Genomic DNA, 21,559 nt, shown 5'->3' on the forward strand with positions numbered 1-21,559 from the left:
GGGACTGCCCCAATGTATGTACCAACCGACTGGACCGCCACCATATGCACCGCTGACGGATGCGACAAGCCCCGCACGGGCGTATTTCACACATGGTGCAAGAGCCACTACCAGCAAGACTTGCGACGCCGCCAGAAGGAGCGCCATGCCGTAGGCTTTGGCCGCTCGTGCTCCGTGGACGGCTGCGACAAGCCGCATGACGCTAACGGATATTGCGGGATGCACCGGGGCCGCTTGGCCAGACACGGCTCGCTCGAACTGCCGCCGCGCGCGTCCAAAGTGAAGGCGGACAAGGCGACATGCTCAGTCGAGGGATGCGCTAAGGAGGTCAAGGCGCTTGGCTGGTGCGGGAGCCATTACTCCAACTACCTCCGCCACGGTGCGCCAGTAGTTGCAAACATGCGCGGCCCGCGTGACGAGCCGAAGCTGGACAAGTTTGCCCGCCACCTGACCGGCGACGACGAAACCGGCTGCTGGCTTTACTCCGGCATCATCAACGAGGACGGCTACGGCAAGTTCAATTCCGGCCAAGGGCGCGGCGAGGTCAAGGCGCACCGCTGGCTGTACCAGGAGTTGACGGGGCGGACGCTAACACGGGCGACGCAACTGGATCACACCTGCGAAGTCCGGCACTGCGTGCGGCCCTCGCATCTTCTGGAGGTCAGCCAAGCGCTGCATAACGCGCACACCGCTGCGCGAAAGGCGGCGCCGGCTGGGCAGTTCTACAAGGCGGACGAGTCTCCGCGCTCACTGGCTGAGGTTGGCTTTGCGATCACTCACAAGTTGCCGATGATCTGGAACACGTAGCAGTACTAATGAGAACGAGTCTCATGGACTTGATAATGCGTACACGACAACACGCGCTGTGACGCCCGGGCAAGGCCTTCCGCCGACCTCGGGGGCACCCCCCACCCCTGCGCCCATTGAGGGCTGGAAACGTGGACAACTGGAAGAATGAAGGCATGACAGACGAGGGACTAGCGGAGGAAGCGGCCAACGATGCCGCCAATGTGCGCGTGGTGCTGGCGCAGATAGAGGCCGGTGAGCTGGAGGCAACGGCAGCACAGCGGCACTTCCTGGCCGGGGCACTGGCAGCGCTGGAAGAGGTGGCGGCGGGGCACGAGGACTCATAGCTGTACACAAAGGGGTCGCTTTGTGTACAGTGGAGCCATGACCACCAAGACAGCTACCGCCCGCAAGGCGCCGCTAGCACTCGCCTATGTCCGCGTCTCCACACACGAGCAGGCAACGGAAGGCGCAAGCCTGGAGGCCCAGCGGGCCACTCTGGCAGAGGAGGCGCGGCGGCGAGGCTGGGATGTGGAAGTGATCGACGGCGACGCGGGACTATCTGCAAAGAACCTCAAGCGTCCGGCCCTTCAGGCGGCGCTGGAGCGCCTAGACCGTGGCGAAGCTGACCACCTGATGTCCATCCGGATTGACCGCGTTAGCCGGTCAGTGAGCGACTTCGCCGGACTGATGGACCGCGCGACCAGGCAGGGCTGGGGACTGGTCATGCTCTCCCCCAACGTCGATACGTCCGATCCTGCCGGCCGATTTACGGCCAATATCCTGGCCTCCGCTGCACAGTACGAGCGCGAGCTGATCGGACAACGCACCCGCGAGGGCATGCACCAGAAGCGCGCCGAAGGCGTGCACGTCGGCCGGCCCCGCGAACTGGCAGAATCCACGGTCGAGCTGATCGTTAGCCTTGCTGCTGCCAATCTGAGCCTGCGGAAGATCGCCGCCGAGCTTGAGGCTAGGGACATCAAGACGGCACGAGGCGGCGACAAGTGGCAGGCGTCCAGCATCAAGGCTGTACTCGCCTCAACGACCGCGCGCGGAGAGTACAAAGGCGACAACTAGAGGAAGCCCTGCGCGGCGCTCTAAGAGCCTCACAAGCAACAAAGCCCCGGCCTTCACGGCCGGGGCTTTTTGTCGTCTCAGGGGTTAATTATTGGCTTCTGAGGGGGCATAGCTCGCCCCTATTCACGACCGCAGAACCTCCACGATGCGGCGGCATTGCACCTCGGTCAGCTTAGGCAGGGCCTCCAGCCACTTCTCGGCGTCGGCTTGCAGCTCTTCCTTGGTCATGGTGTCCCCTCGTTACTAGGCGGCGGTCGGGTGCGGCATGACACTGGCGCCGGCGGAAGTCCGAGCCGCTACGCCCTGTTGCCAGGTCTCCACGATGAGCATGACGTCAAGCGCGCTCCCCTCAAACTCGGCGCGCCCGCCGTGGCCATAGTCGATGAAAACGCGGCCGGTAGGCAGGCCGCCCTCAATCTCGTCAATCACCGCATGGATGCTACTCAAGGAAATGTAGCTGCCGCCGAAGTCAATAAGGTCAATCATGGCTCTGTCCCCTCTAGGAAAGTGAGGCGGGCCGTAGACGTACGGCCCGCCTTGGTCATCTCAACAGCCGATCCAGCCGGCGCTTTGGTGTGTACCGCATTTGGTTCCTATTCAGTTGATATTCAGTTATGACCCCATCATGCACGCTTGCGCGTGCATAGTCAATGCACGCGCAAGCGTGAAGGCTTAGCATTGTCACATGGCCAATCAGAGGATCACTGAACTACTCGCAGCAACCGGCATGAAGCGCAATGACGTCGCCGCCGTGCTCGGAGTCGACCCCTCGACGCTGCGCAGATGGTCCTATGGGGAGACGCAGCCGCCAGCCGAGAAGCTGGGGGCGCTGGAACGGATGGCAGGCGGTGAGCCAGCTACGATTCCCCCCAGGCAGGGTCAGGGCCGCGCTTATGAGCTCGCGGAGTTCTCTAGTAGTGAACTCATCGAAGAGCTAGCGAGGCGCGCCAGGGGCGGAACACTGCGGGACGTGCGGCCGGGGGGCTCACCGGGCGCGCCGCGTCCGCTTCGAGCGGTGGCCTTCAAGGACGTAGAAGACGACTAGCCGGCCTATAGCTAGTGCGGGGTGGCTGCGGTGAAGAAGCCGCGCGCGTCTTCCTTCCGAGCCTGAACAATCTGCTCAGACGTCAGCGGCCCTCTGTTGTCCCCCAACTGCTTGATCCTGATAAGTACCGTCATGGGGTCAAAGACCCTAGGTGAGCCATTGTCATGCGGGAATAGCGCAATGTTGAGCATGGACCGTACGTGATCGCGGCGGGTGTCGATGTCCATTGCGGCCCACTCCAGCCCTGCCGGGCTGTCCATCCTCGCGTCAGGCCAACCACCGGGTGCGGACAGGCGGTGCGATTGCGCCCCGAGTTCTTCCATGCGAGCCTCCGACGCCTTCAGCGTCGCTTCAATATGGGCTGTCATCGTCGCCAACTGCCCGAGCGTTATGGCGCCGGAGGCGGCCATTGTGGCCGCCTCGGTAAGCCGCTGGCGCAGCGCTGCCGTCTCGCTTGCGAGGCTCTGCAGCTCTTCCGTGGATGCTTCCTGCACTGGCTTCAGTTTGCTGTAGGCCAAGCCTGCCACCATGATCCGATTCACCATTGCATCGACGGGCTCGATGCGCTTGCCAACGTGCCCCCGGCCCTTGGCCGGGCAGCGGTAAATCTTGTAGGCCTCACCGCTGCGGCCCGTGATGCTGGCCGTTCGCACAAGCTCACCGCAATGGCATTGGGCGATGCCCGACAGCAGATGTACCGCCTTGTTTGACTGCGAGCGGCGCCGGCCCGGCTCCCTAAGAACTGAACAGGCAGCGCGCCACACGTCCTCGCTGACTATGGCGGGAAACTCGGAAGCCCCCACGATCTCACCCTGATAGTCGGCTAGACCGGCGTTCCGTGGCCGCTGGATCATCTGCCGTAGCTGCGAGTAGCCCCATGGCTTCGCTCGGGAGGTAGTCATTCCGGCGTCGTTGAGTTCATTCACCAACGCGCCGAGACTTCGCCCCGCGATCACGCCGTGGCAGACCATGCGGACGGCTTCGCCCTCCGCTTCATCCACTTCCCAGCCATCAGTTGACTGCTTCCAGCCGAAAGGCCGCGTACCTCCCAGCCAAAGGCCCTTGAGCGCCTTCTCCTGCTGCTTGCGCTTGATGCGGTCAGACTTATGCTGTGACTCGTATCGTGCGATCTGCCCCAGCATGCCTGCCCGGAGGATTCCCTCTGCTGACACAAGATCAACTTGGCCACCTTTGACCATGTACGTCTGTATGCCGCCAGAGCGGACAACTTCGATATATTCTTCAAGCTCTACCGGCCTGCGGTGGAGTCGGTCGGATGCCCAAACGTAGACGCGCGAAGCCTTGCCCGCCTTGAGCGCCTCCAGCATGGCGAGATACCCAGGCCTTTTGCGCCCGCTGAAAGCGCTGAGGTCATTGTCAGAATAGACGTGGGCTACGGCGAAGCCGTGAGCCTCCGCCAGCTCCCGGCAGTCTGCCTCCTGGCGCTGGACGCCAAGGCCTGTGCCCTCTTTGTCGTCGCTGATGCGGCAGTACACGAATGCTTGATTGGACATCAGCACAGGCTAACACGTACTGTGCGTCAACAAAGCCGGGCAGGCCGGAATTCAAAGCAATCAGCATGTCCAGGCTCTCGGCCTCCCTGACTTCCCCGACCACCAGCCGGTCCGGCCGCATGCGCAAGGCCTCCTTGACCAGCCGCCGCAGCGGAATCTCCCCCTGCCCCTCCAGGTTCGGCTGCCGGCACTGGAGACCGACGACGTCCCGGAGCGGCAGCTGCAGCTCGAAGATTTCCTCCACCGTGATGACCCGTTCCCGGGTGCCGATGCTCGCGGCGAGGCAGTTGAGCATGGTAGTTTTGCCGGCCTGTGTGGCGCCCGAGACCAGGAGGTTGAGCCCGCTGGCGACGGCCGCACCGAGGAATCTGGCCGCTTGGGGCGTCAGCGTCCCCAGCTCCACGAGATGCTCCAGGCGGCTGGCTTTGACGACGAACTTGCGGATGTTGATGGCCCAGTGACGCCTGGTGACATCCGGGATCACCACGTGGAGACGGGAGCCGTCCGGCAGGGCCGCGTCTACGAACGGCGAGGACATGTCAAGCCGCCGGCCGGAGCTTTTCAGCATCCGTTCCACAAGGTCCCGGACCTGCTGGTCCGTCAGGGTCACGGAGGTCAGTTCCGATTCGCCGTTGCGCGCCACATAGATTTCATTCGGCGCGTTGAGCCAGATCTCCTCGATGCCCGGGTCGTCCAGGAACGGCTGGAGCGCGCCAAAGCCCGCGACGGCGTCGAATACGAATCTCCGGGCGGACTCCAGGGGACCCAACGGAGGCAGCGGCGCCAGGAGGGCCCGCTCGTCGTAGTCGCTGACCGCCGCCTCGACGAGGCGCCGGACTTCTCCGGTCTGCCGTAGGGGGTCCAGGCCCCTCCGGCGGATCAGCTCGCGGACCTCGTCCTCGACAATGCGTACAGCCTCCACGTGGCCCCCCATATGACTGCCGCCCCGGTGCCGGGGCGGTGAAAGTGGCTTAAACCTAGGCGGCGCTGACCGGCCGGGCAAGGGTGCGGCCGATCCCTGTAGATAACAGCCCTCTTTCTCGCCCAACACCTGCCCCACCGGTCACAACAGGCTCACTGGTCCCAGGTCCACGGGTCGAAGCAGCCGATCGGGGGAGCCGCGCTTTTGAGCTGCGCACGTCGCGGCCCTACGATCGACGGGGGACCGACTGGCCCCAGCGTCCCGATGCGGGCTCTGCCAAATCCTCACCGGCAGCAATCCGCCCTGGCGCTTCAACGGCGCGGGACGCGTCTTTCATTGTGAAACGGTGCACTGAACCCATGAGTCTTCCCTTGCGCAGATCGCTGCGGCCCCGCCCGGATGCGTCCGCGGAAACGAAGCCCGAGCCAACGAAGCCCACGCAGACCAAGATCCCCGCGCCGGTCCTGCGATTCGGCGTGATTTTCCTGATCCTGTCGCTCTTCAGCACCCTGTGGAGCCTCGCTTCGCCCCTGATGTCGATCCCCGACGAACCGGCCCACACCGTCAAGGCCGCCGCAGTGGCACGGGGACAGTTCCTGGGAACGTCGGGCCAGAACCAGGGCGAACAGCTGCTGGTCGTGGTGCCGAAGTACATCGCCGACACCGGGGCTCTGACCTGTTTCGCGTTCAAGGTCAACGTCACCGCAGATTGCTCCCCCGGGCTGAATGCCGACGAGCGGCAGCCGACGCCGGGCGGCACATCAGCCGGCAACTACAACCCGCTCTACTACCTCGTGGCGGGCCTGCCCTCCAGGATCCTGAGCGGCGAGCCGGCCATCTATGCCATGCGGATCCTCAGCGGCCTGCTGTGCTCCCTGTTCCTGGCCGCCATGCTCTTCGCAACCACGCAGTTCGCCAACCGGCGCTGGCCCGTCGTGGCGGCCGGGATCGCCGTCACCCCCATGGTTCTCTACCTCTGCGGGTCGATAAACCCGAACGCCCTGGAGATCGTCACCACCTCGGCGGTGTTCGTCAACCTGTGCCTGGTCCTTGAAAATGTGCGGGACTTGTCCCGGGTCCGGTTCAATATCGTTGTGGTGGGGGTCTCCGCCGCCGTCCTCGCCAACACGCGGGCCTTGTCACTGCTGTGGCTCGCGCTGGCGGTCATCGCCGCCCTGCTCACGGTCCCGGCACGGGATCTGCTGCTGCTGGTGAAGGACAAGCTCGTCCTGGCCATGACGGCCCTGATCGCCGTCGCAGCAGCCTGCGGCCTGCTGTGGCTCAAGTCATCCAACACCCTCGCCAGCCTGTTGGGCACACCGAGCGCCGTCACCCCCGAGCAGGCCTTCGGCACCATGCTCGAGAGGACGTTCGACATCGCGGCCTCCTACGTGGCCCAGCTGGGATGGCTGGACACCAACGGGCCTACCGGAGTGTTCTATTGGTGGGCCTGCCTCACCGGTGCACTCATGGTCACAGCAGTGTCCGTCAAAGCATGGCGGCCCCGGCTGGGATTCATCGTGCTGTTCGCCGCCACGATCCTGATCCCGCCGATCCTCCAGGCGCAGGTCGTCTCGGAGCTTGGCTACATCTGGCAGGGCCGGTACCTACTGCCCGTGGTGGTCCCGATGCTGCTGGCCGCGGGACTGGCCCTGCGCTCCCACCCGTTCCCGGACACGGTCTTCGCAAAACGGATCGCGGCCTGGACGATCGGGCTCACCGCCGCCGCGCATACGGCGGTGTTCGCCAACGCCCTGCGCAGGTACGGTGTCGGAACGTTCAGCGAGGCCAACTGGGGCGACATGTTCGGGGCAACCAAGTGGGAGCCCCCGCTGGGCTGGCTCCCACTGACTATTGTCTATCTGGGCGTGACCGCGCTGGCGGGATTCCTGCTCTACCGCCAACTGTCCGCTAGCCAGGCCCGGATCGAGGAACCGTTGAAAGCCGAAGCAAGCCTGCGCTAGTGGCGGTTGTGGGCGCCGCCGGCGGGAGTCGCCGAGGCGTCCAGGTCCACCGTGTCGCCATCGTTCGCCGGGGCTGCCTTGAAGATCCAGTGCTTGTAGAGCAGGAAGTTCCACGCCGTGGTGGCGACGGTCGCGATCACCTTGCCGAGCGCATAGGACTGGCCGGAAACCGCGATGAGGTTGACGATCACGTCGGTGGCCACGACGTTGAACACCACGAGGGCGCCGTACTTGAGGAAGCTGACGTGTGCCCGGGCCCCGGACTGGAAGGTGAAATTCTTCTGTACGAAGAAATTGAAGACCAGGCTGGTGAGGAAGGCGATCGGGGTGGCGATCCACAGGTCGACGCCGCCCACCTCGTGGAGGAGGGCAAGGAGTCCGAGGTCGATGGCGAAGGAAAGGCCACCCACCACCAGGAACTTAACCAGGAAGCCGTCGCGCACAAATGTCCTGATGCGGTGAGCAATGCTCACAGTTCTTTCCCCATTGTTCGAACATACCGCCTGTAATCGCTAACGTGTCCGGGCATCGTATTTAGCGGGGACATCCGGCAAGTCTAGTCCAGCACCGCCGCCCTGTGGACTGCCCGGCCGCGTGATCTGATAACCCTCGACACAGCGGGACCGGTTAGGGTAAGAGGGAAGGGTTCCGGAGGCATTCCGGGACAGGAAGGGAAATTCTTTGCGCAATCGGTCCACTGGCGGAGCTCTCGCCTGCATTCTGCTGTTGGGAATCGGAGTGACCAGTTGCTCCAGCGGCGCGCCCGTCAGCGAAGTCCGGGGATCCCTCACTGCGATCGGCACACCCGTGCAGAAGGACCCGATCGGTGCCTGGAGCAACGCCTGGAGCAAGGAACTCACCGCCACGTCGCTGAACTATTCGCCGGACGGATCCAACGTGGGGCTGACCGCCCTGGCAACGCGCCAGGCCTACTTCGCGGCCCTTGACGGCCCCCTCACCCCCGAGCAGCAGAACCAGACGAAGGACGTCTGCGGCCCGGAGGGCGCCTTTTCCGTCCCAGTTTCCGTGACCTCGATCGGCGTCGCCCTCAACAACCCCAGCCTGCGGAACGTCAGGCTTTCCCGCGAAGTCCTGGCCGGGATCTTCTCCGGCTCCATCAAGCGCTGGGACGCACCCGAAATCGCGGACATCAATCCGGGGACGTCCCTCCCGTCCGATGACATCGTGCCCATCACGGCCACGGAACCGAGCGTCGAAACCGAGGCGGCCACTAGATACCTCAGCGCCGACGCCGCATGGACCTCGGGAGTTTCCGCCACCTGGCCCAAGGCCGAGAACGCCGTCACGGTCAAGAAGCACTCCGACCTCGCAGACAAGGTCGACAAGACTGCCGGCGGCATTGCCTTCATGGACCTCGGCGCGATCGGCAGCCGCTTTGAAACCGCGCTGCTCTCCTTCGGCGGCGGCTACGTCCGCATGTCCAAGGACTCGGCCACTGTGGCCGCCCAGGAAGGCAGCACCCGGAAACTGCCCACCGGGGTGGAATTCACGCTGCCCGAGACCAGCGACCAGGGCTACGCCCTCGGCGTCGTCAGCTACCAGGCGTTCTGCACTGAGTATTCAAACCACCAGCTGAGCACCCTCGTGAAGTCCTGGGGGGACTATGTCCTCAGCCCCGACGGCCAGGTCACCTCAACATACTTCGCCAACGTGACCTCCCCCAGCGAAGAGGCCGTGCGGGAATCCAAGAGACTGATTGACACGATCGGGGACGCACAGTGATCCACGCAACCGAGGCGGAACGTCCCTCCCCGACAGGCTCCGCCGCGGACACCCAGCCTGGCCGAAGGGCGCGGCGGTTCGCGCTCTCCCAGACCACCCGCGGCGGCATGGGCTTCTTCCTCCCCGTCTTCGGCCTGCTCTCGATCCTCATCACCCTCTGGATCCTGGCCACCCCGCTCATGGCCTACCCGGACGAACCCTCGCACACCATCAAGGCGGCCGCAGTGGCCCGGGGCCAGTTCTTCCCCGGTCCCGGCGAATCCTATGGCCACGGCGTCCACGTGCAGGTTCCGTCCTACATCGCCAACGTGCAGTCGCAGATGTGCTTCCCCTTCCAGGTGACGAAACCGGCAGGCTGCGCCCCGGCCATCCCCATGGATGACAACGACCTCACGATTGGCGTGACATCGGCCGGGCTCTACAACCCCTTCTACTACTGGCTTGTCGGGCTGCCCAGCCTCTTCATGTCCGGCGCACCGGCGATCTTCGCCATGCGGATCGTCAGCGGCCTGCTGTCCGCGGCCTTCTACGCCGCCGGCTTCACCGCGCTGTCGCGCATGCGGCACCCGAAGTGGCCGCTGATCGCCGCCACGATTGCGACGACGCCGATGGTCCTGTTCCTTGCCAGCGGCATCAATCCCAATTCCCTGGAAATCGCGGCCTCCATGGCCGCCTTCTGCGGGCTGGTGTCCGTGCTGGAGAATTCCCGGCACCTTGAGCGGGCCCGCCCGGGCATCCTGACCGTCGGCATCGCGGCCGCGACGCTCGCCAACACCCGCAATGTGTCCCTGCTGTGGCTGCTCTGCGGCGCAATCGTTGCCTGCCTCTTCTTCCGCCGCGCGGACCTCGCCGCCATCTTCAAGAACCGGGTGGTGCTGGCCGTGACGGCGCTGACCACCGTGGGAATCGTCCTGGGCATAGCGTGGAACTTTCTGATGTTCAGGGCGCCGGCCTCCGCCGGCGAGGCCCCGGCCGGTATCTCGAACGTCAACGGCGAGGTGCGGCCCTACAACGCGTTCCTGACCATGATGGACAAGTCCTTTGACTTTGCCGGCCAGTACATCGGCGTCGCGGGGTGGCTGGATGCGCCGGTTCCGCAGGCCGTCCACATGTTCTGGAACATGCTGTTGTTCGGCCTCATCCTCACGGTCTTGCTGGTCCGGCCCTACCGGCTGCAGGCGGCGTTCTGGGTCGCGGTCGGGTTGCTGGCGGTGGTCCCTGCCGTGGTGCAGGCTGCCCTCATCAACACCGCCGGCTTCATCTGGCAGGGCCGGTACAGCCTGCCGCTGTTCACCATCGCGATCATCTCGGCCGGCCTCGCCATGCGGTTCCGCCCGTTCGGACGGCGCCCGCAAAGCCGGACCATCGCCCGGATCCTGCTGCTGGCCGGCTGCATCGCGCACACCTACGCCTTCGTGAACGTGCTCCGCCGGTACGTCGTGGGGCTGCAGGAGACGGCCAACTGGCAGACGATGTTCACCGTGCCCGGCTGGCAGCCGCCGCTGACCTGGGAGGTCCTCACCCTGGCTTTCGCGGCCGCAGTACTGTTCTGCGCGTCCAAACTCTTCAGCTATCTTTTCCCCGGCCATGCGTTGCTGCCCAAACGGGCATTGCGGTTCAGGACGAAGCGTTCAGCCAAGCGTCCCGTGGCCGCAACGGAAGCCGGCTGAGCCGCGCCACCTGAGCAAAGCCGGCCGGCCGGAACTCCCGGAGCACCAAAAAGACCCGTTCACGCGAAGTGAACGGGTCTTTTTCTCAATCCTGGGTGCTTCCTCAGTGCTGGGAAACCGTGGCCCCCATGTACTGCTTCAGCCGTTCGGAGGACAGCGGCGGAACGAACCCGGTGGCCTTGATCTTCTCCAGCTCGAGGGCGCTGTTCAACGGGCGCGGCGAGACGGCCTTGCCCTTGAAGTACTCCTCCGTGCTGACACCGGTCACGGCGTCCCGCGACTTGCCGGCGAGCTCGTAGACGTCCGCGGCGATGTCCGCCCAGGACTGCTGCCCGCCGTCGTTGCTGAGGTTGTAGACGCCGTACGCGGCGCCCGACTCCAGCAGGTGCGCGATGCCGGCAGCGATGTCTTCGGTGAAGCTCAGCCGCCCGATCTGGTCGTCCACCACCGAGGGTTCAATGCCGCGCTCCGCCAGCGAGGCCATGGTGCGGACAAAGTTGTTTCCCTCGCCGATCACCCAGCTGGTGCGCACGATGTAGTGCCGGGGCACCACGCTGACGACGGCGTCGCCCGCGGCTTTGGTCTGGCCGTAGACGCCCAGCGGCGCGACGGGCTCCGATTCGTCGTGCGTGGCGCGCGTGCCGTCGAAGACATAGTCCGAGGACACATGCACCAGCGTGAGGTCGTGCTCGACGGCGGTGCGGGCCAGCCGGGACACGGCGGTGACGTTGACCGCCCAGGCGGCGGCGCGGCCTTCGGCGGACTCGGCGGCATCCACGGCGGTGTAGGCCGCGGCGTTGATGATGGCGGAGTAGTTCTTCCATTTCCGCCCGGCGAAGGCGTCCTCGCTGCCGAGGTCAAACTCGTCCCGGCCGGCAAACTCAACGGACGCGTCGCCGTCGTACTGCTTGCGCAGGGCTTTGCCGAGCTGGCCGTTGGCACCGACCACCAGGACCTTCTTCGGCGGCATCGGGGTGACATCCGCCAGGCGCGGGTGGGCCTTGTCCTTGTCCGAGAGCTCGGCTTCCTCCAGCGGCACCGGCCAGCTGATGGCCGCGGTCTCGTCGGCGAGGTTCAGGAACGTGTACTGGCCCTGGGCGTCGGCGGACCAGTGGTCGTTGACGAGGTAGGTGTAGGCGGTGTTGTCCTCCAGCGTCTGGAAGGCGTTCCCCACCCCGCGGGGAATGAAGATGGCCTGGCTGGGATCCATCTCGGCGGTGAACACGGCGCCGAACGTCGGGCCCTCGCGCAGATCCACCCAGGCGCCGAAAATCCGGCCGGTGGCCACAGAAATGAACTTGTCCCACGGCTCGGCGTGGATGCCGCGGGTGGTGCCGGCCGACTCGTTGAACGAGATGTTGTTCTGCACAGGACGGAAGTCCGGCAGGCCCAGGGCCACCATCTTTTCGCGCTGCCAGTTCTCCTTGAACCAGCCCCGGTTGTCACCGTGGACCGGAAGATCGTAGAGGACGACGCCGGGAATCGGGGTTTCGTGTGCTGTGAGCTTCTTCGAGAACTCGATCGACATTATCTACTGGCCCTGTTCCTTGTACTTGGCTTCCGTCGCGGCCTTCTGCGGCCGCCACCAGTCCTCGTTGTTCCGGTACCAGGCGATGGTGTCCTCGATGCCGGCCTCGAAGTTGGAGAACTGCGGCTCCCAGCCGAGTTCGTCGCGGAGCTTGGCGGAGTCGATCGCGTACCGCATGTCGTGGCCGGGACGGTCCACCACGTGGTCGTACGCGTCCGGGGCCTGGCCCATGTGCTTGAGGATCAGTTCGACGACGTCCTTGTTGTTCTTCTCGCCGTCGGCGCCGATCAGGTAGGTCTCCCCGATCCGGCCCTTGGCGATGATCGCCAGGACAGCGGACGAGTGGTCGTTGGCGTGGATCCAGTCGCGGACGTTCTCGCCCTTGCCGTACAGCTTGGGACGGATGCCGTCGATCACGTTGGTGATCTGGCGCGGGATGAACTTCTCCACGTGCTGGTACGGGCCGTAGTTGTTCGAGCAGTTGCTGATGGTCGCCTGCAGGCCGAAGGACCGCACCCAGGCGCGGACCAGCAGATCCGAGCCCGCCTTGGTGGAGGAGTACGGGCTGGAGGGGTTGTACGGCGTGCTCTCGGTGAACCGCTCCGGGTCGTCGAGCTCGAGGTCGCCGTAGACCTCATCGGTGGAGATGTGGTGGAAGCGCTTGTTGTGCTTCCGCGCGGCCTCGATCAGCGTGTACGTTCCGATGATGTTGGTGTCCAGGAACGGGCGGGGATCGTGCAGGGAGTTGTCGTTGTGGGATTCGGCCGCGTAGTGCACCACGACATCGGTCGCGGCAACCAGGCTCTCAACCACGGCGGCGTCGCAGATATCGCCTTGCACCAGCGTAAAGCGGTCTGCAGGGAGGCCCGCCAGTGATTCCACATTGCCCGCGTAGGTGAGCTTGTCGAGGACCGTGACGTGATGGTCTGTGGTCTCCAGTACGTAGTGGACAAAATTGGAACCGATGAATCCGGCGCCGCCGGTGACGAGGAGTTTCTGCATTAGGCCAGCTTACCGGCTGCCAAAATTCGGCCCTCGCCGGGACTGACACACCAATCGCAACATTGGCCACAGTGGTATCACTGGAGGCAATTGGTTACTCTTTACGCACATGCGGGGGTGATCTTGGCCTCTGTCCAGACCCTCCGGAGTAATGGTGAAGACAATCAAAATCCACAAACTACGGACCGCGGCGGCACTCTGCCTTCCCTTCGCGCTGGCGCTGGCCTGGGCTAATCCTGCTGCTGCGGCACCGGCGCCCAGCCCCTCGCCCGCGGCCAGCACAACGGCGCCTGCGCCCGCCGGAACGGCCCCCACCGCCGCCAAACCGACCGCGACGGCGACCGCCAGCGCCGCGGCAACGGCACCGGCCAGCACCCCTGCCCGCGCCTCTGCCCCTGTCACGGCCCCGGCCAGCTCCTCTGCCCCGGCGTCCCCGACTGCCAGGGTGCAGGCGGCGCCCACGGCGGAGTCGGCGCCGGAACAGGGCCAGGCCCGCATGGGCCGTGCAGGCCTCAACCCGGCGTCGGCCTCGGCCGCCATGGCCAGGACGCAGCAGGTCCCCGTCACCCAGGCCACGGAGCCCTGGGTGGGCGAGCAGCCCTCCTTCACCCGCGGGCAGCCGCTGGGCCTGGACGTCAGCTCCTGGCAGGGCAGCGTCAACTGGTCTTCCGTCAAGGGCAACGGCGCCCGCTTCGCCTACGTCAAGGCCACGGAGGGAACCACCTACCGCAACAGCGAGTTCGGGAATCAGTACACCGGAGCAAGCTCTGTCGGCCTGCTCCGCGGCGCCTACCACTTCGGCCGGCCGGATGTTTCCGACGGCGCCGCCCAGGCCCGGTTCTTCGTCAACAACGGTGGCGGCTGGTCCGCCGACGGCATCACGATGCCCCCGGTCCTGGACATCGAGGACAACCCCTACGCCGGCCTCAACCGCTGCTACGGGGCCTCGCCGGGGCAGCTGGCCACCTGGGTCCGGGACTTCACCCAGACCGTGTACCGCATGACCAACAAGCAGGCCATGATCTACACCAGCTACTACTTCTGGCGCGACTGCCTCGGCAACACCAGCGAATTCAGCCAGGTGAACCCGCTGTGGCTGGCCTCCTACTACACCAACGCGCCGGCCGTTCCCGGCGGATGGCCCACGTACACGGCCTGGCAGTATGCCAACGCCTACGCGGACGCGTCCCAGACCACCAGGGCCACGTTCCCCGGCGACCAGAACGTCTTCAACGGCTCGATGGACCAGCTGCGGAAATTCGCCTCCACGCCTGACACGTACCCGATCGGCCTCATCCCGGGCGCCACCTTGCTGAGCGGCAAATGGGCAGGCGACGGCAAGTCCTACACCGGCTGGTTCAAGGACGGATTCTGGTGCCTGCAGATGCCCTCGGCGCCGCGGCGCTGCTTCAGCTACGGCAGCCCCGGCGACAAACCCGTCGTCGGCGACTGGAACGGGGACGGCCGGGCCGGGATCGGGGTCTTCCGCAACGGCATGTGGTGGCTCGTGGACGACATCAACACCCGGGCCATCACGAAGGTCGTCGGCTTCGGCGTCGGATCAGACACGCCCATCGTGGGCGACTGGAGCGGCTCCGGCCGGGACGGGATCGGCATCTGGCGCAACTCCAGCTTCCAGGTCAGCTACAACGTCAACAACCCGGTGGTCAACGAGTACACCGGCTTCGGCATTCCCTCGGATACGCCGATCATCGGCGACTGGAACGGGGACGGAAAAACCAGCATCGGGGTGTGGCGCAACGGTGAGTGGTGGCTCAGCAACCGCATCAAGTCCCCGGTGGTGTCCAACTTCATCGCCTTCGGGGTCGGCTCCGACCGTCCCATCACCGGCGACTGGAACGGGGACAAGCTGACCACGGTAGGCATTGTGCGTGGCAACAGCTGGCAGCTGACCAACAGCCTGACCAAGCGGACAGTGGACATCTCCTACTTCTAGGAACGCTTGCTAGGCCCGCCGGAGCCTCCGGCGGGCCTCGACCATGAGGCGCAGGAGTACCACCCGGGCGGCCAGAATCACGCTCAGGGAACGCCAGCCGCGCGGAGTGGCGTTGCTCTCATGCAGCCTCCGCAGCAAAGTCGAGGCGTCAAGGTGGCGGATCGAGCCGGCGGTGTTGCCCAGGATCGCCAGCCACAGGTCGTGGGACTCGTGCAGGTAGGCAGGCACGGGGACGAAGCTGCCGATCACTTCGCGGCGGAAGGCCATCCCGCAGCCGTAGTAGGCGCGGTAGCCCACCAGGATGCCCCAGAGATTGGCGCGGTGGCGGCCGCTGTCGGCGGCGCGGAGCCGCGGAATCCGGGGACGTTCACCGCCGCCGAGCACATCGAAGTTACTGGCGACGACGGCGTGGTTCCCCAGCGCGTCCAGCATGGCGTCCAGCCGCCCGTCGATCCAGATGTCGTCTTGGTCCGCCAGGAAAATTGCGGCTCCGCGGCTGGCCCGCACGGCCTGCTCGAAGGAACGGACGTACCCCTGGTTGGTGGCGGCCTCGATCAGGCGGATCCGGGGATCGGTGGCCTCCCGGATCGTCGCCACGGTGTCATCCTTGGAGGCGTCGTCGACGATCACGATCTCGTCGTCGGGGCCCAACTGGGCCAGGATCGAGGCGAGCTGCTCCGCTACGAACTCCGCGCCATTGTACGTGGCCATGCAGATGCTGGCGCGGAGCGGAACGTCGGGCAACCGGTTCTGATCGTTCATCTGCACCATCCTAGGGGACCGCGGGCAGCGCCCCGGCATCCCGTAGGATCGAAGGACGATGTCTCAGAAACAAGGATCCCGGCTCGAATGAGAACCATACTGTTGCGACTTTCAGGGTTCACCGTTCTGCCCCTGCTGTCCTTGATAACCCCGCTGCTGCTGATCCCGGTCATCTCCGGGTTCGTCGGCGGCGAAGGAATCTCCAGTGTCATCTCCGGACAGGCGATCGGCACGTTCGCCGCCACGGTGCTGATGTGGGGCTGGAACGTGGACGGACCAGTCGCCGTCGCCAGGGCATCCACCAATGCCGAGCGGGCCAGCGTTTACCTGCGCAGCATCCGGACCCGGCTGTTGCTCCTCGTCCTCACACTGCCAGCAGCCGCCGTCGTCGCCGCGTTCGTGGCCGTACCCGCATTCCGCTGGGAAGCCGTGGCGATGGCCTGGGCGGTCGCCATCGCGGGGATGTCGCCGTCGTGGTTCTGCATCGGCCTGGGCCAGCCACGGCTGCTGGCCGTCTACGACACCGTCCCGCGCTTCGTCGCCACCGCCCTGGCCGTTCCGGTCCTGCTGATCACCCACCAGCTGTGGTACTACACGGCCCTGATCGCAGCCACTGCCCTGGCCTCGCTCATCGTCTTTCACCGGACCTACTCCCCCGGAGGCAACTGGTGGCCGCGCGATCTCCGCGGCGCCGTCCGCGAACTGGGAGGGCAGGGCCGCACGGCGGGCATCAGCCTCGCGGGCAATGCCTACGCCTCCACGCCCACCCCGATTGCGACCGCCACCACCGCACCGGCGGCATCGGGCGCCCTGGCAACGGCAGACACGCTGTACCGCTTCGGCCTGTTCACGGTGGTGGCCCTCGGCAATGCCTTCCAGGGCTGGACCCTGGAGCGCGAAGCGTCCGGGCGCAAGCGGCGCCACCTGGCAGCCATCTGGTCCCATATCGGGCTGGGCGTGATCGGCGCGGCGGTCCTGACGGCCGCCGGACCGTTTGTCAGCAGCCTCCTTTTCGCCGGGCAGGCCCAGGCAACTACCGAGTTGTGCCTCTACTATGGGCTCGCCTTCCTCTTCCTGAGCGCCAGCACGCCGTTCATCCGCAACCTGCTCATCCCGGCCGGCCACCAGAGCCTGGTGCTGCGCTGGACGCTGATTTCGGCCGTGTTCGGGGTAGCGGTCATGATCTTTGCCGGGTCAAGGGGGAACGCCCCGGGCATCGCGCTGGGCATGGCCCTCAGCGAAGCCATCCTGTTCGTGACCCTGCTGATCCCGGGGTCGAAAGTGCTCGCCAAAGAAAGTATGGACGCCGTTGCCGCCAAATAATCCGACGCCGAATGATCCAGCCCCAACCGTCGTCGCCGTCGTCGCCGCCTACCGGCCCGATCCATCGCTGACCGACACGGTGCGTGCCCTCCAGCAGCAGGTGCAGCACGTCGTCGTGGTTGATGACGGATCCCCCGCCGGCTCCGAATCCGTGCTGGCCGGCCTCGCGGAGGCCGGCGCACTGGTGGTCCGGCAGCCGAAGAATTCCGGGATCGCTGCCGCGCTTAACGCCGGAGTGGCCCAGGCCCGGGACCGCTGGAACCCGGACTTCTTCCTCACCCTGGACCAGGACTCCCGTCCCACCGGCGAATACGTCCGGCGGGGCCTCGCCACGTACGTGCAAGCCACCGCGGCGGGCGTCGGCGTCGGGTTCGTGACGGCCGCGTCGTACAGCGGACACCCCATCCCCGTGCTGCACGCCGACGGCCCGTTCGTTCACGCCTTCGATCCGATGCAGTCCGGATTCCTCATCCCGCGCTCCACCGTGGACCGGCTCGGCCCCTTTGAGGAGGACCTGTTCATCGACGGCGTGGACTCCGAATTCACCATGCGCACACGCGCCGCAGGGCTCGCCGTGCTCGTGGGCGAGGGCTGTGACATCGCCCATGACCTCGGACAGCGCGAACCCGGCCGGCTCTTCGGCCGCCCGCTGAAGGTCCTGGGCCGGGAAATTTCCTACAATTACCACTCCCCGAGCCGGGTCTACTACATCTGCCGGAACGGAACCCTGCTAACCCTGCGCTACCTGCGCAAATATCCGGGCTGGGTGCTGCGGCGCCTCGTGGAGGAGCTGAAGGCGCACGTCCTGCGCTTTGCCTTCAGCCCCGGCCGCAGCAAGCTCCTGCGCGCCGCCGCCGCCGGGTTCGCGGACGCGGTCCGGGGCTCGACCGGGCGCATTCCGGCCGAGCTGGAGCGGCGCCTGAGCTGACCTGCGGGGGCGCCCGACGCCGCCCGGGCGGCCCACGCCAGCAAGGAACCTGAACGCAATTGATATAGTTTGGACGATATGGAAGCCCTACCCTCCCCGCGCGTCTTGGTGATCATGCCTGCCTGGAATGAAGGCGACGTAGTCGGCAGCACCGTGCGGGAAGTCCTCCACACGAATGCCCGCTACGACGTCCTGGTCGTCAATGACGGCTCCACGGACTCGACGGCGGACGCGGCAGCAGCAGCCGGCGCAACCGTCCTGAACCTGCCGTTCAACCTCGGCGTCGGCGGCGCCATGCGGGCCGGCTTCAAGTACGCCCAGCGCCTCGGCTACGCCCAGGTCATCCAGGTGGACTCGGACGGCCAGCATGACCCCCGGAACATCGACGAGGTCCTCGCGGGCCTCCAGCACGCGGACATCTCGATCGGCGCCCGCTTCGCCGACCGCGGCGAATACAAGGTCACCGGTCCCCGGAAATGGGCCATGCAGCTGCTGGCGAAGGTCATTTCCGGCCTCGCCAAGACGCGCCTGACGGACGTCACCAGCGGCTTCCGGGCCGCCAACGAGCGCGCCGTCGCCCAGTACCTCGACCACTACCCCGCCGAATACCTGGGCGACACGATCGACTCCCTCGTCGTGGCCATCCGCTCGGGCTGCACGGTCACGCAGGTGCCCGTGGAGATGCGGGCACGCCAGGGCGGCAAGCCAAGCCACAACCCGGTCAAGGCCGCCATCTACCTCGGAAGGTCCGTGTTCGCCCTGCTCTTCGCCCTCACCCGGAAACCCACACGACTGGCCGTCCGGGCCGCTGAACCCGCAGGAGCCTAGGAATGGGAAATATCGCCGCCTTTTTGCTGGCGCTTGCCATCGTTGCCCTGGTCATCGAGATGCTCCGGCGCAAGAAGCTCCGGGAAAAGTACGCCGTCCTTTGGCTGATCGTCGGCGTCGCCACCCTGGTCCTCGCCGCCTTCCCCCGGCTGTTGAACATCGTCGCCGAATACGTCGGCGTCCAGATCCCTTCCAACCTGCTGTTCGCCATGAGCATCCTCATGCTGCTGGGCGTTTGCCTGCACCTGTCATGGGAAATCTCCGTCGTGGAGGACGAAACCAGGACCCTGGCTGAGGAAGTCGCCATCCTGCGCACCCAGCTCGAGTCCCTCGAACAGCACCGCCACCTGACGAGCCTGGACTCGGCCCGCCCTGAACCGCACGCGACTCCCCGGCCTGATCCCCTCCCGAATCCCCATGCGGGAGCGGCCGCGCCGGCCGCCCCAGCCGGCACGCACACCACCGACCGTCCCGCCGAAAGCTCGGAAGCCTAAAATGCCCCTCGATATTTTCATTCCCTACTGGGGCGACCCCGATTTCATGAAGGAAACCGTCCGCAGTGTCCTGTCCCAGGACAACGGCGACTGGCTCCTGACCGTGGTTGACGACGCCTACCCCGGCACGGAGATCGCCGAGTACATGGCCGGAATCCAGGACGAGCGGGTCCGCTACATCCGCAAGGACGTCAACGCCGGCATCACGGAGAACTACCGCACCTGCGTGGGGATGGCCAGCCAGGAAATCATGGTCATCCTCGGCTGCGACGACGTCCTGTTGCCGAACTACGTCGACGTCATCCTGGCCGCCCACCAGCGGTTCCCCGACGCGGCAATCATCCAGCCGGGCGTGCAGGTCATCGACGAACAAAGCCAGGTGGTGGCCACGCTCGCGGACTCCGTCAAGCAGAAGCTGGTCCGGCCCCGGGGCCGCGGCAAGCAGCTGATCGCCGGCGAGGCCATCGCCAGCAACCTCATGCACGGCGACTGGCTCTACTGGCCCTCGCTGGCGTTCCGGACCGACAAGATCCGCGAAGTGGACTTCCGCGACGGGTTCCCCATCATCCAGGACCTCGCCCTCATCATGGACATGATCTACAAGGGCGACCAGCTCCTGATCGAGCCCACGGTGTGCTTCCAGTACCGCCGGCACTCCAACAGCGCCTCCTCGACCAAGCTCGTGGACGGCTCACGGTTCGCCGGCGAACGCGAGTACTTCGCCCTCTCCGCGGAACAGGCCGACGCGCTGGGCTGGAACCGGGCCAGGCGCGCCGCCCAGCTCAGGCTCACGTCCCGCGCCCACGCGCTCTCCCTGCTTCCGCAGGCCGTCCTGGACCGTAACTCCACAGCCGTCAGCGCCCTCGTGCGCCACTCCTTCGGCAAGTAAACGCCCCGCTACGAAAGGTCCGCTGTGACTTCTTCCGAAACCTCCGCACGCCCCGGCGGAACCGTCCTTGTCACCGGCGGCGCCGGTTTCATCGGCTGCGCCATTTCCGCCTCCCTCGCGGACGCCTTCGATTCGCTGGTGGTCGTGGACAGCCTCCACCCGCAGATCCATGCCACGGGCGAACGTCCGGCAGAGCTCGACGCGCGGGCCGAACTGATCGTGGCCGACGTCGCCGAAGCCGGGACCTGGGACAAGGTTCTGGCCGTGCACACCCCCGATGTCGTCATCCACCTGGCCGCCGAGACCGGCACGGGCCAGTCGCTGGAAGAATCCACCCGGCACACGCACGTCAACGTGGTGGGCACATCCCAGCTCCTGGACGGGCTCAACCGCCACGGCAAGCTCCCGCGCAGGATCGTCCTGTCCTCCAGCCGCGCCGTCTACGGCGAGGGCGCCTGGAGCGACGCCGACGGCAAGGCTTTCTACCCGGGCCAGCGCACCAGCACCACCCTGGACCAGGCCCAGTGGGACTTCCCCGGCGCCACGCCGCTGCCCATGAAGGCCTCCGAGACGTTCCCGGCCCCCGTGAGCGTCTATGGTGCCACGAAGCTGGCCCAGGAACACGTCCTGCAGGCCTGGGCCAAGTCCTACGGCGTCGAAACCGTCATCCTGCGGCTGCAGAACGTCTACGGTCCCGGCCAGTCGCTGATCAACCCGTACACCGGCATCATGAGCCTGTTCTGCCGCATGGCGATGGGCGGCAAGTCCATCCCGCTGTACGAGGACGGCGAAGTGCGCCGCGACTTCATCCTGATCGACGACGTCGCCTCCGCGATTGTCGCCGGCGCGCTCTCCCCCACGGTCCAGGGCGAGCCCATGGACATCGGATCCGGCGAATTCCAGACCATCGGCACCGCGGCGCAGCTCATCGCAAAGCACTACAACGCCCCCGAACCGCACGTCACCGGCCAGTACCGGCAGGGCGACGTCCGGCACGCATGGGCGGACATCACGGCGGCCAAGGACGTGCTCGGGTGGACCCCGCAGTACAACCTGGCCCAGGGCATCGACCGGCTCGCCAACTGGATCGACGCCCAGCCCGACGTCCAGCCTGCCTGACCCGGACG

Annotated in this window: 21 protein-coding genes; 14 read left to right on the forward strand and 7 right to left on the reverse strand. The window is 66.1% G+C overall.

What is annotated here, in order from left to right; genetic code table 11:
• Positions 1 to 12 precede the first annotated feature (12 nt).
• The 3 genes from ACFVTM_RS13360 (at position 13) to ACFVTM_RS13370 (ending at position 1,863) form a co-directional block, all read left to right on the forward strand.
• A complete protein-coding gene (locus ACFVTM_RS13360; protein ID WP_390203955.1) occupies positions 13 to 807 on the forward strand; it encodes a hypothetical protein in 795 nt (264 codons plus the stop codon).
• Positions 808 to 962: 155 nt separating this feature from the next.
• The gene (locus ACFVTM_RS13365; protein WP_390203956.1) at positions 963 to 1,133 is read left to right on the forward strand and encodes a hypothetical protein; all 171 of its coding nucleotides are present in this window, start codon (positions 963 to 965) and stop codon (positions 1,131 to 1,133) included.
• 37 nt (positions 1,134 to 1,170) lie between these two features.
• On the forward strand, positions 1,171 to 1,863 hold the full coding sequence (locus ACFVTM_RS13370) for a recombinase family protein (RefSeq protein WP_390203957.1): 693 nt from the start codon (positions 1,171 to 1,173) through the stop codon (positions 1,861 to 1,863).
• Between the two features lie 243 nt (positions 1,864 to 2,106).
• On the opposite strand, the gene ACFVTM_RS13375 is transcribed toward ACFVTM_RS13370, so the two are convergent.
• Positions 2,107 to 2,349, reverse strand: a complete 243-nt coding sequence (locus ACFVTM_RS13375) for a hypothetical protein (RefSeq protein ID WP_390203958.1) — start codon at positions 2,347 to 2,349, stop codon at positions 2,107 to 2,109.
• Between the two features lie 199 nt (positions 2,350 to 2,548).
• On the opposite strand from ACFVTM_RS13375, the gene ACFVTM_RS13380 reads away from it, so the two are divergent.
• The gene (locus ACFVTM_RS13380; RefSeq protein WP_390203959.1) at positions 2,549 to 2,908 is read left to right on the forward strand and encodes a helix-turn-helix domain-containing protein; all 360 of its coding nucleotides are present in this window, start codon (positions 2,549 to 2,551) and stop codon (positions 2,906 to 2,908) included.
• An 11-nt stretch (positions 2,909 to 2,919) separates the two neighbouring features.
• On the opposite strand, the gene ACFVTM_RS13385 is transcribed toward ACFVTM_RS13380, so the two are convergent.
• Positions 2,920 to 4,404 carry a recombinase family protein gene (locus ACFVTM_RS13385; RefSeq protein WP_390204084.1) on the reverse strand — a complete coding sequence of 495 codons (1,485 nt, stop codon included), beginning with the start codon at positions 4,402 to 4,404 and terminating at the stop codon, positions 2,920 to 2,922.
• Positions 4,286 to 5,344: a CpaF family protein gene (locus ACFVTM_RS13390; protein WP_390203960.1), complete on the reverse strand. Its 1,059-nt coding sequence runs from the start codon at positions 5,342 to 5,344 to the stop codon at positions 4,286 to 4,288. The genes ACFVTM_RS13385 and ACFVTM_RS13390 overlap by 119 nt, the downstream gene beginning before the upstream one ends.
• A gap of 371 nt (positions 5,345 to 5,715) precedes the next feature.
• On the opposite strand from ACFVTM_RS13390, the gene ACFVTM_RS13395 reads away from it, so the two are divergent.
• The gene (locus ACFVTM_RS13395) at positions 5,716 to 7,308 is read left to right on the forward strand and encodes a DUF2142 domain-containing protein (RefSeq protein ID WP_390203961.1); all 1,593 of its coding nucleotides are present in this window, start codon (positions 5,716 to 5,718) and stop codon (positions 7,306 to 7,308) included.
• Here ACFVTM_RS13395 and ACFVTM_RS13400 read toward each other — a convergent pair.
• Entirely contained in the window at positions 7,305 to 7,781 is a 477-nt protein-coding gene (locus tag ACFVTM_RS13400) for a GtrA family protein (RefSeq protein WP_390203962.1), read from the reverse strand. The two genes, ACFVTM_RS13395 and ACFVTM_RS13400, sit on opposite strands and share 4 nt — an antisense overlap.
• A 265-nt stretch (positions 7,782 to 8,046) precedes the next feature.
• On the opposite strand from ACFVTM_RS13400, the gene ACFVTM_RS13405 reads away from it, so the two are divergent.
• Together ACFVTM_RS13405 and ACFVTM_RS13410 are read left to right on the forward strand one after the other, a co-directional pair.
• The gene (locus tag ACFVTM_RS13405; protein WP_390203963.1) at positions 8,047 to 9,051 is read left to right on the forward strand and encodes a substrate-binding domain-containing protein; all 1,005 of its coding nucleotides are present in this window, start codon (positions 8,047 to 8,049) and stop codon (positions 9,049 to 9,051) included.
• Positions 9,048 to 10,721 (forward strand): DUF2142 domain-containing protein, encoded by a 1,674-nt coding sequence (locus ACFVTM_RS13410; protein WP_390203964.1) that lies wholly within the window; start codon positions 9,048 to 9,050, stop codon positions 10,719 to 10,721. Before ACFVTM_RS13405 ends, ACFVTM_RS13410 begins: the two co-directional genes overlap by 4 nt.
• Positions 10,722 to 10,824: 103 nt before the next feature.
• Here the strand turns inward: ACFVTM_RS13410 and ACFVTM_RS13415 are convergent, their stop codons facing one another.
• Positions 10,825 to 12,249 carry a sugar nucleotide-binding protein gene (locus ACFVTM_RS13415; RefSeq protein ID WP_390203965.1) on the reverse strand — a complete coding sequence of 475 codons (1,425 nt, stop codon included), beginning with the start codon at positions 12,247 to 12,249 and terminating at the stop codon, positions 10,825 to 10,827.
• 3 nt (positions 12,250 to 12,252) lie between these two features.
• Positions 12,253 to 13,251 carry a dTDP-glucose 4,6-dehydratase gene (gene rfbB / locus ACFVTM_RS13420; protein ID WP_390203966.1) on the reverse strand — a complete coding sequence of 333 codons (999 nt, stop codon included), beginning with the start codon at positions 13,249 to 13,251 and terminating at the stop codon, positions 12,253 to 12,255.
• Between the two features lie 151 nt (positions 13,252 to 13,402).
• Between rfbB and ACFVTM_RS13425 the strand changes: the two genes are divergently transcribed.
• The gene (locus ACFVTM_RS13425) at positions 13,403 to 15,208 is read left to right on the forward strand and encodes a GH25 family lysozyme (protein WP_390203967.1); all 1,806 of its coding nucleotides are present in this window, start codon (positions 13,403 to 13,405) and stop codon (positions 15,206 to 15,208) included.
• A 9-nt stretch (positions 15,209 to 15,217) separates the two neighbouring features.
• On the opposite strand, the gene ACFVTM_RS13430 is transcribed toward ACFVTM_RS13425, so the two are convergent.
• On the reverse strand, positions 15,218 to 15,970 hold the full coding sequence (locus tag ACFVTM_RS13430; protein ID WP_390203968.1) for a glycosyltransferase: 753 nt from the start codon (positions 15,968 to 15,970) through the stop codon (positions 15,218 to 15,220).
• A gap of 87 nt (positions 15,971 to 16,057) precedes the next feature.
• Between ACFVTM_RS13430 and ACFVTM_RS13435 the strand changes: the two genes are divergently transcribed.
• The 6 genes from ACFVTM_RS13435 to ACFVTM_RS13460 all read left to right on the forward strand — a co-directional run bounded on the left by ACFVTM_RS13435 (position 16,058) and on the right by ACFVTM_RS13460 (position 21,551).
• Entirely contained in the window at positions 16,058 to 17,293 is a 1,236-nt protein-coding gene (locus ACFVTM_RS13435) for a polysaccharide biosynthesis protein (RefSeq protein ID WP_390203969.1), read from the forward strand.
• On the forward strand, positions 17,280 to 18,221 hold the full coding sequence (locus ACFVTM_RS13440) for a glycosyltransferase (RefSeq protein WP_390203970.1): 942 nt from the start codon (positions 17,280 to 17,282) through the stop codon (positions 18,219 to 18,221). Before ACFVTM_RS13435 ends, ACFVTM_RS13440 begins: the two co-directional genes overlap by 14 nt.
• A gap of 78 nt (positions 18,222 to 18,299) precedes the next feature.
• On the forward strand, positions 18,300 to 19,049 hold the full coding sequence (locus ACFVTM_RS13445; RefSeq protein WP_390203971.1) for a glycosyltransferase family 2 protein: 750 nt from the start codon (positions 18,300 to 18,302) through the stop codon (positions 19,047 to 19,049).
• A 2-nt stretch (positions 19,050 to 19,051) separates the two neighbouring features.
• On the forward strand, positions 19,052 to 19,543 hold the full coding sequence (locus ACFVTM_RS13450) for a DUF2304 domain-containing protein (RefSeq protein ID WP_390203972.1): 492 nt from the start codon (positions 19,052 to 19,054) through the stop codon (positions 19,541 to 19,543).
• 1 nt (position 19,544) lies between these two features.
• Positions 19,545 to 20,432 (forward strand): glycosyltransferase family 2 protein, encoded by an 888-nt coding sequence (locus ACFVTM_RS13455; protein WP_390203973.1) that lies wholly within the window; start codon positions 19,545 to 19,547, stop codon positions 20,430 to 20,432.
• 24 nt (positions 20,433 to 20,456) lie between these two features.
• Positions 20,457 to 21,551 carry an NAD-dependent epimerase/dehydratase family protein gene (locus ACFVTM_RS13460; protein ID WP_390203974.1) on the forward strand — a complete coding sequence of 365 codons (1,095 nt, stop codon included), beginning with the start codon at positions 20,457 to 20,459 and terminating at the stop codon, positions 21,549 to 21,551.
• Positions 21,552 to 21,559 lie beyond the last annotated feature (8 nt).

The sequence above is a fragment of the Arthrobacter sp. NPDC058130 genome (assembly GCF_042884475.1).
GTDB lineage: Bacteria > Actinomycetota > Actinomycetes > Actinomycetales > Micrococcaceae > Arthrobacter.

Bases quoted from the DNA above. Each gene is read 5' to 3' on its own strand.
- ACFVTM_RS13360 (WP_390203955.1), top strand. From the start codon at position 13: ATGTATGTACCAACCGACTGGACCGCCACCATATGCACCGCTGACGGA.
- ACFVTM_RS13445 (WP_390203971.1), top strand. From the start codon at position 18,300: ATGGAAGCCCTACCCTCCCCGCGCGTCTTGGTGATCATGCCTGCCTGG.
- ACFVTM_RS13415 (WP_390203965.1), bottom strand. From the start codon at position 12,249: ATGTCGATCGAGTTCTCGAAGAAGCTCACAGCACACGAAACCCCGATT.
- ACFVTM_RS13425 (WP_390203967.1), top strand. From the start codon at position 13,403: ATGGTGAAGACAATCAAAATCCACAAACTACGGACCGCGGCGGCACTC.
- ACFVTM_RS13375 (WP_390203958.1), bottom strand. From the start codon at position 2,349: ATGATTGACCTTATTGACTTCGGCGGCAGCTACATTTCCTTGAGTAGC.
- ACFVTM_RS13435 (WP_390203969.1), top strand. From the start codon at position 16,058: ATGAGAACCATACTGTTGCGACTTTCAGGGTTCACCGTTCTGCCCCTG.
- ACFVTM_RS13370 (WP_390203957.1), top strand. From the start codon at position 1,171: ATGACCACCAAGACAGCTACCGCCCGCAAGGCGCCGCTAGCACTCGCC.
- rfbB (WP_390203966.1), bottom strand. From the start codon at position 13,251: ATGCAGAAACTCCTCGTCACCGGCGGCGCCGGATTCATCGGTTCCAAT.
- ACFVTM_RS13380 (WP_390203959.1), top strand. From the start codon at position 2,549: ATGGCCAATCAGAGGATCACTGAACTACTCGCAGCAACCGGCATGAAG.
- ACFVTM_RS13430 (WP_390203968.1), bottom strand. From the start codon at position 15,970: ATGAACGATCAGAACCGGTTGCCCGACGTTCCGCTCCGCGCCAGCATC.
- ACFVTM_RS13450 (WP_390203972.1), top strand. From the start codon at position 19,052: ATGGGAAATATCGCCGCCTTTTTGCTGGCGCTTGCCATCGTTGCCCTG.
- ACFVTM_RS13455 (WP_390203973.1), top strand. From the start codon at position 19,545: ATGCCCCTCGATATTTTCATTCCCTACTGGGGCGACCCCGATTTCATG.
- ACFVTM_RS13365 (WP_390203956.1), top strand. From the start codon at position 963: ATGACAGACGAGGGACTAGCGGAGGAAGCGGCCAACGATGCCGCCAAT.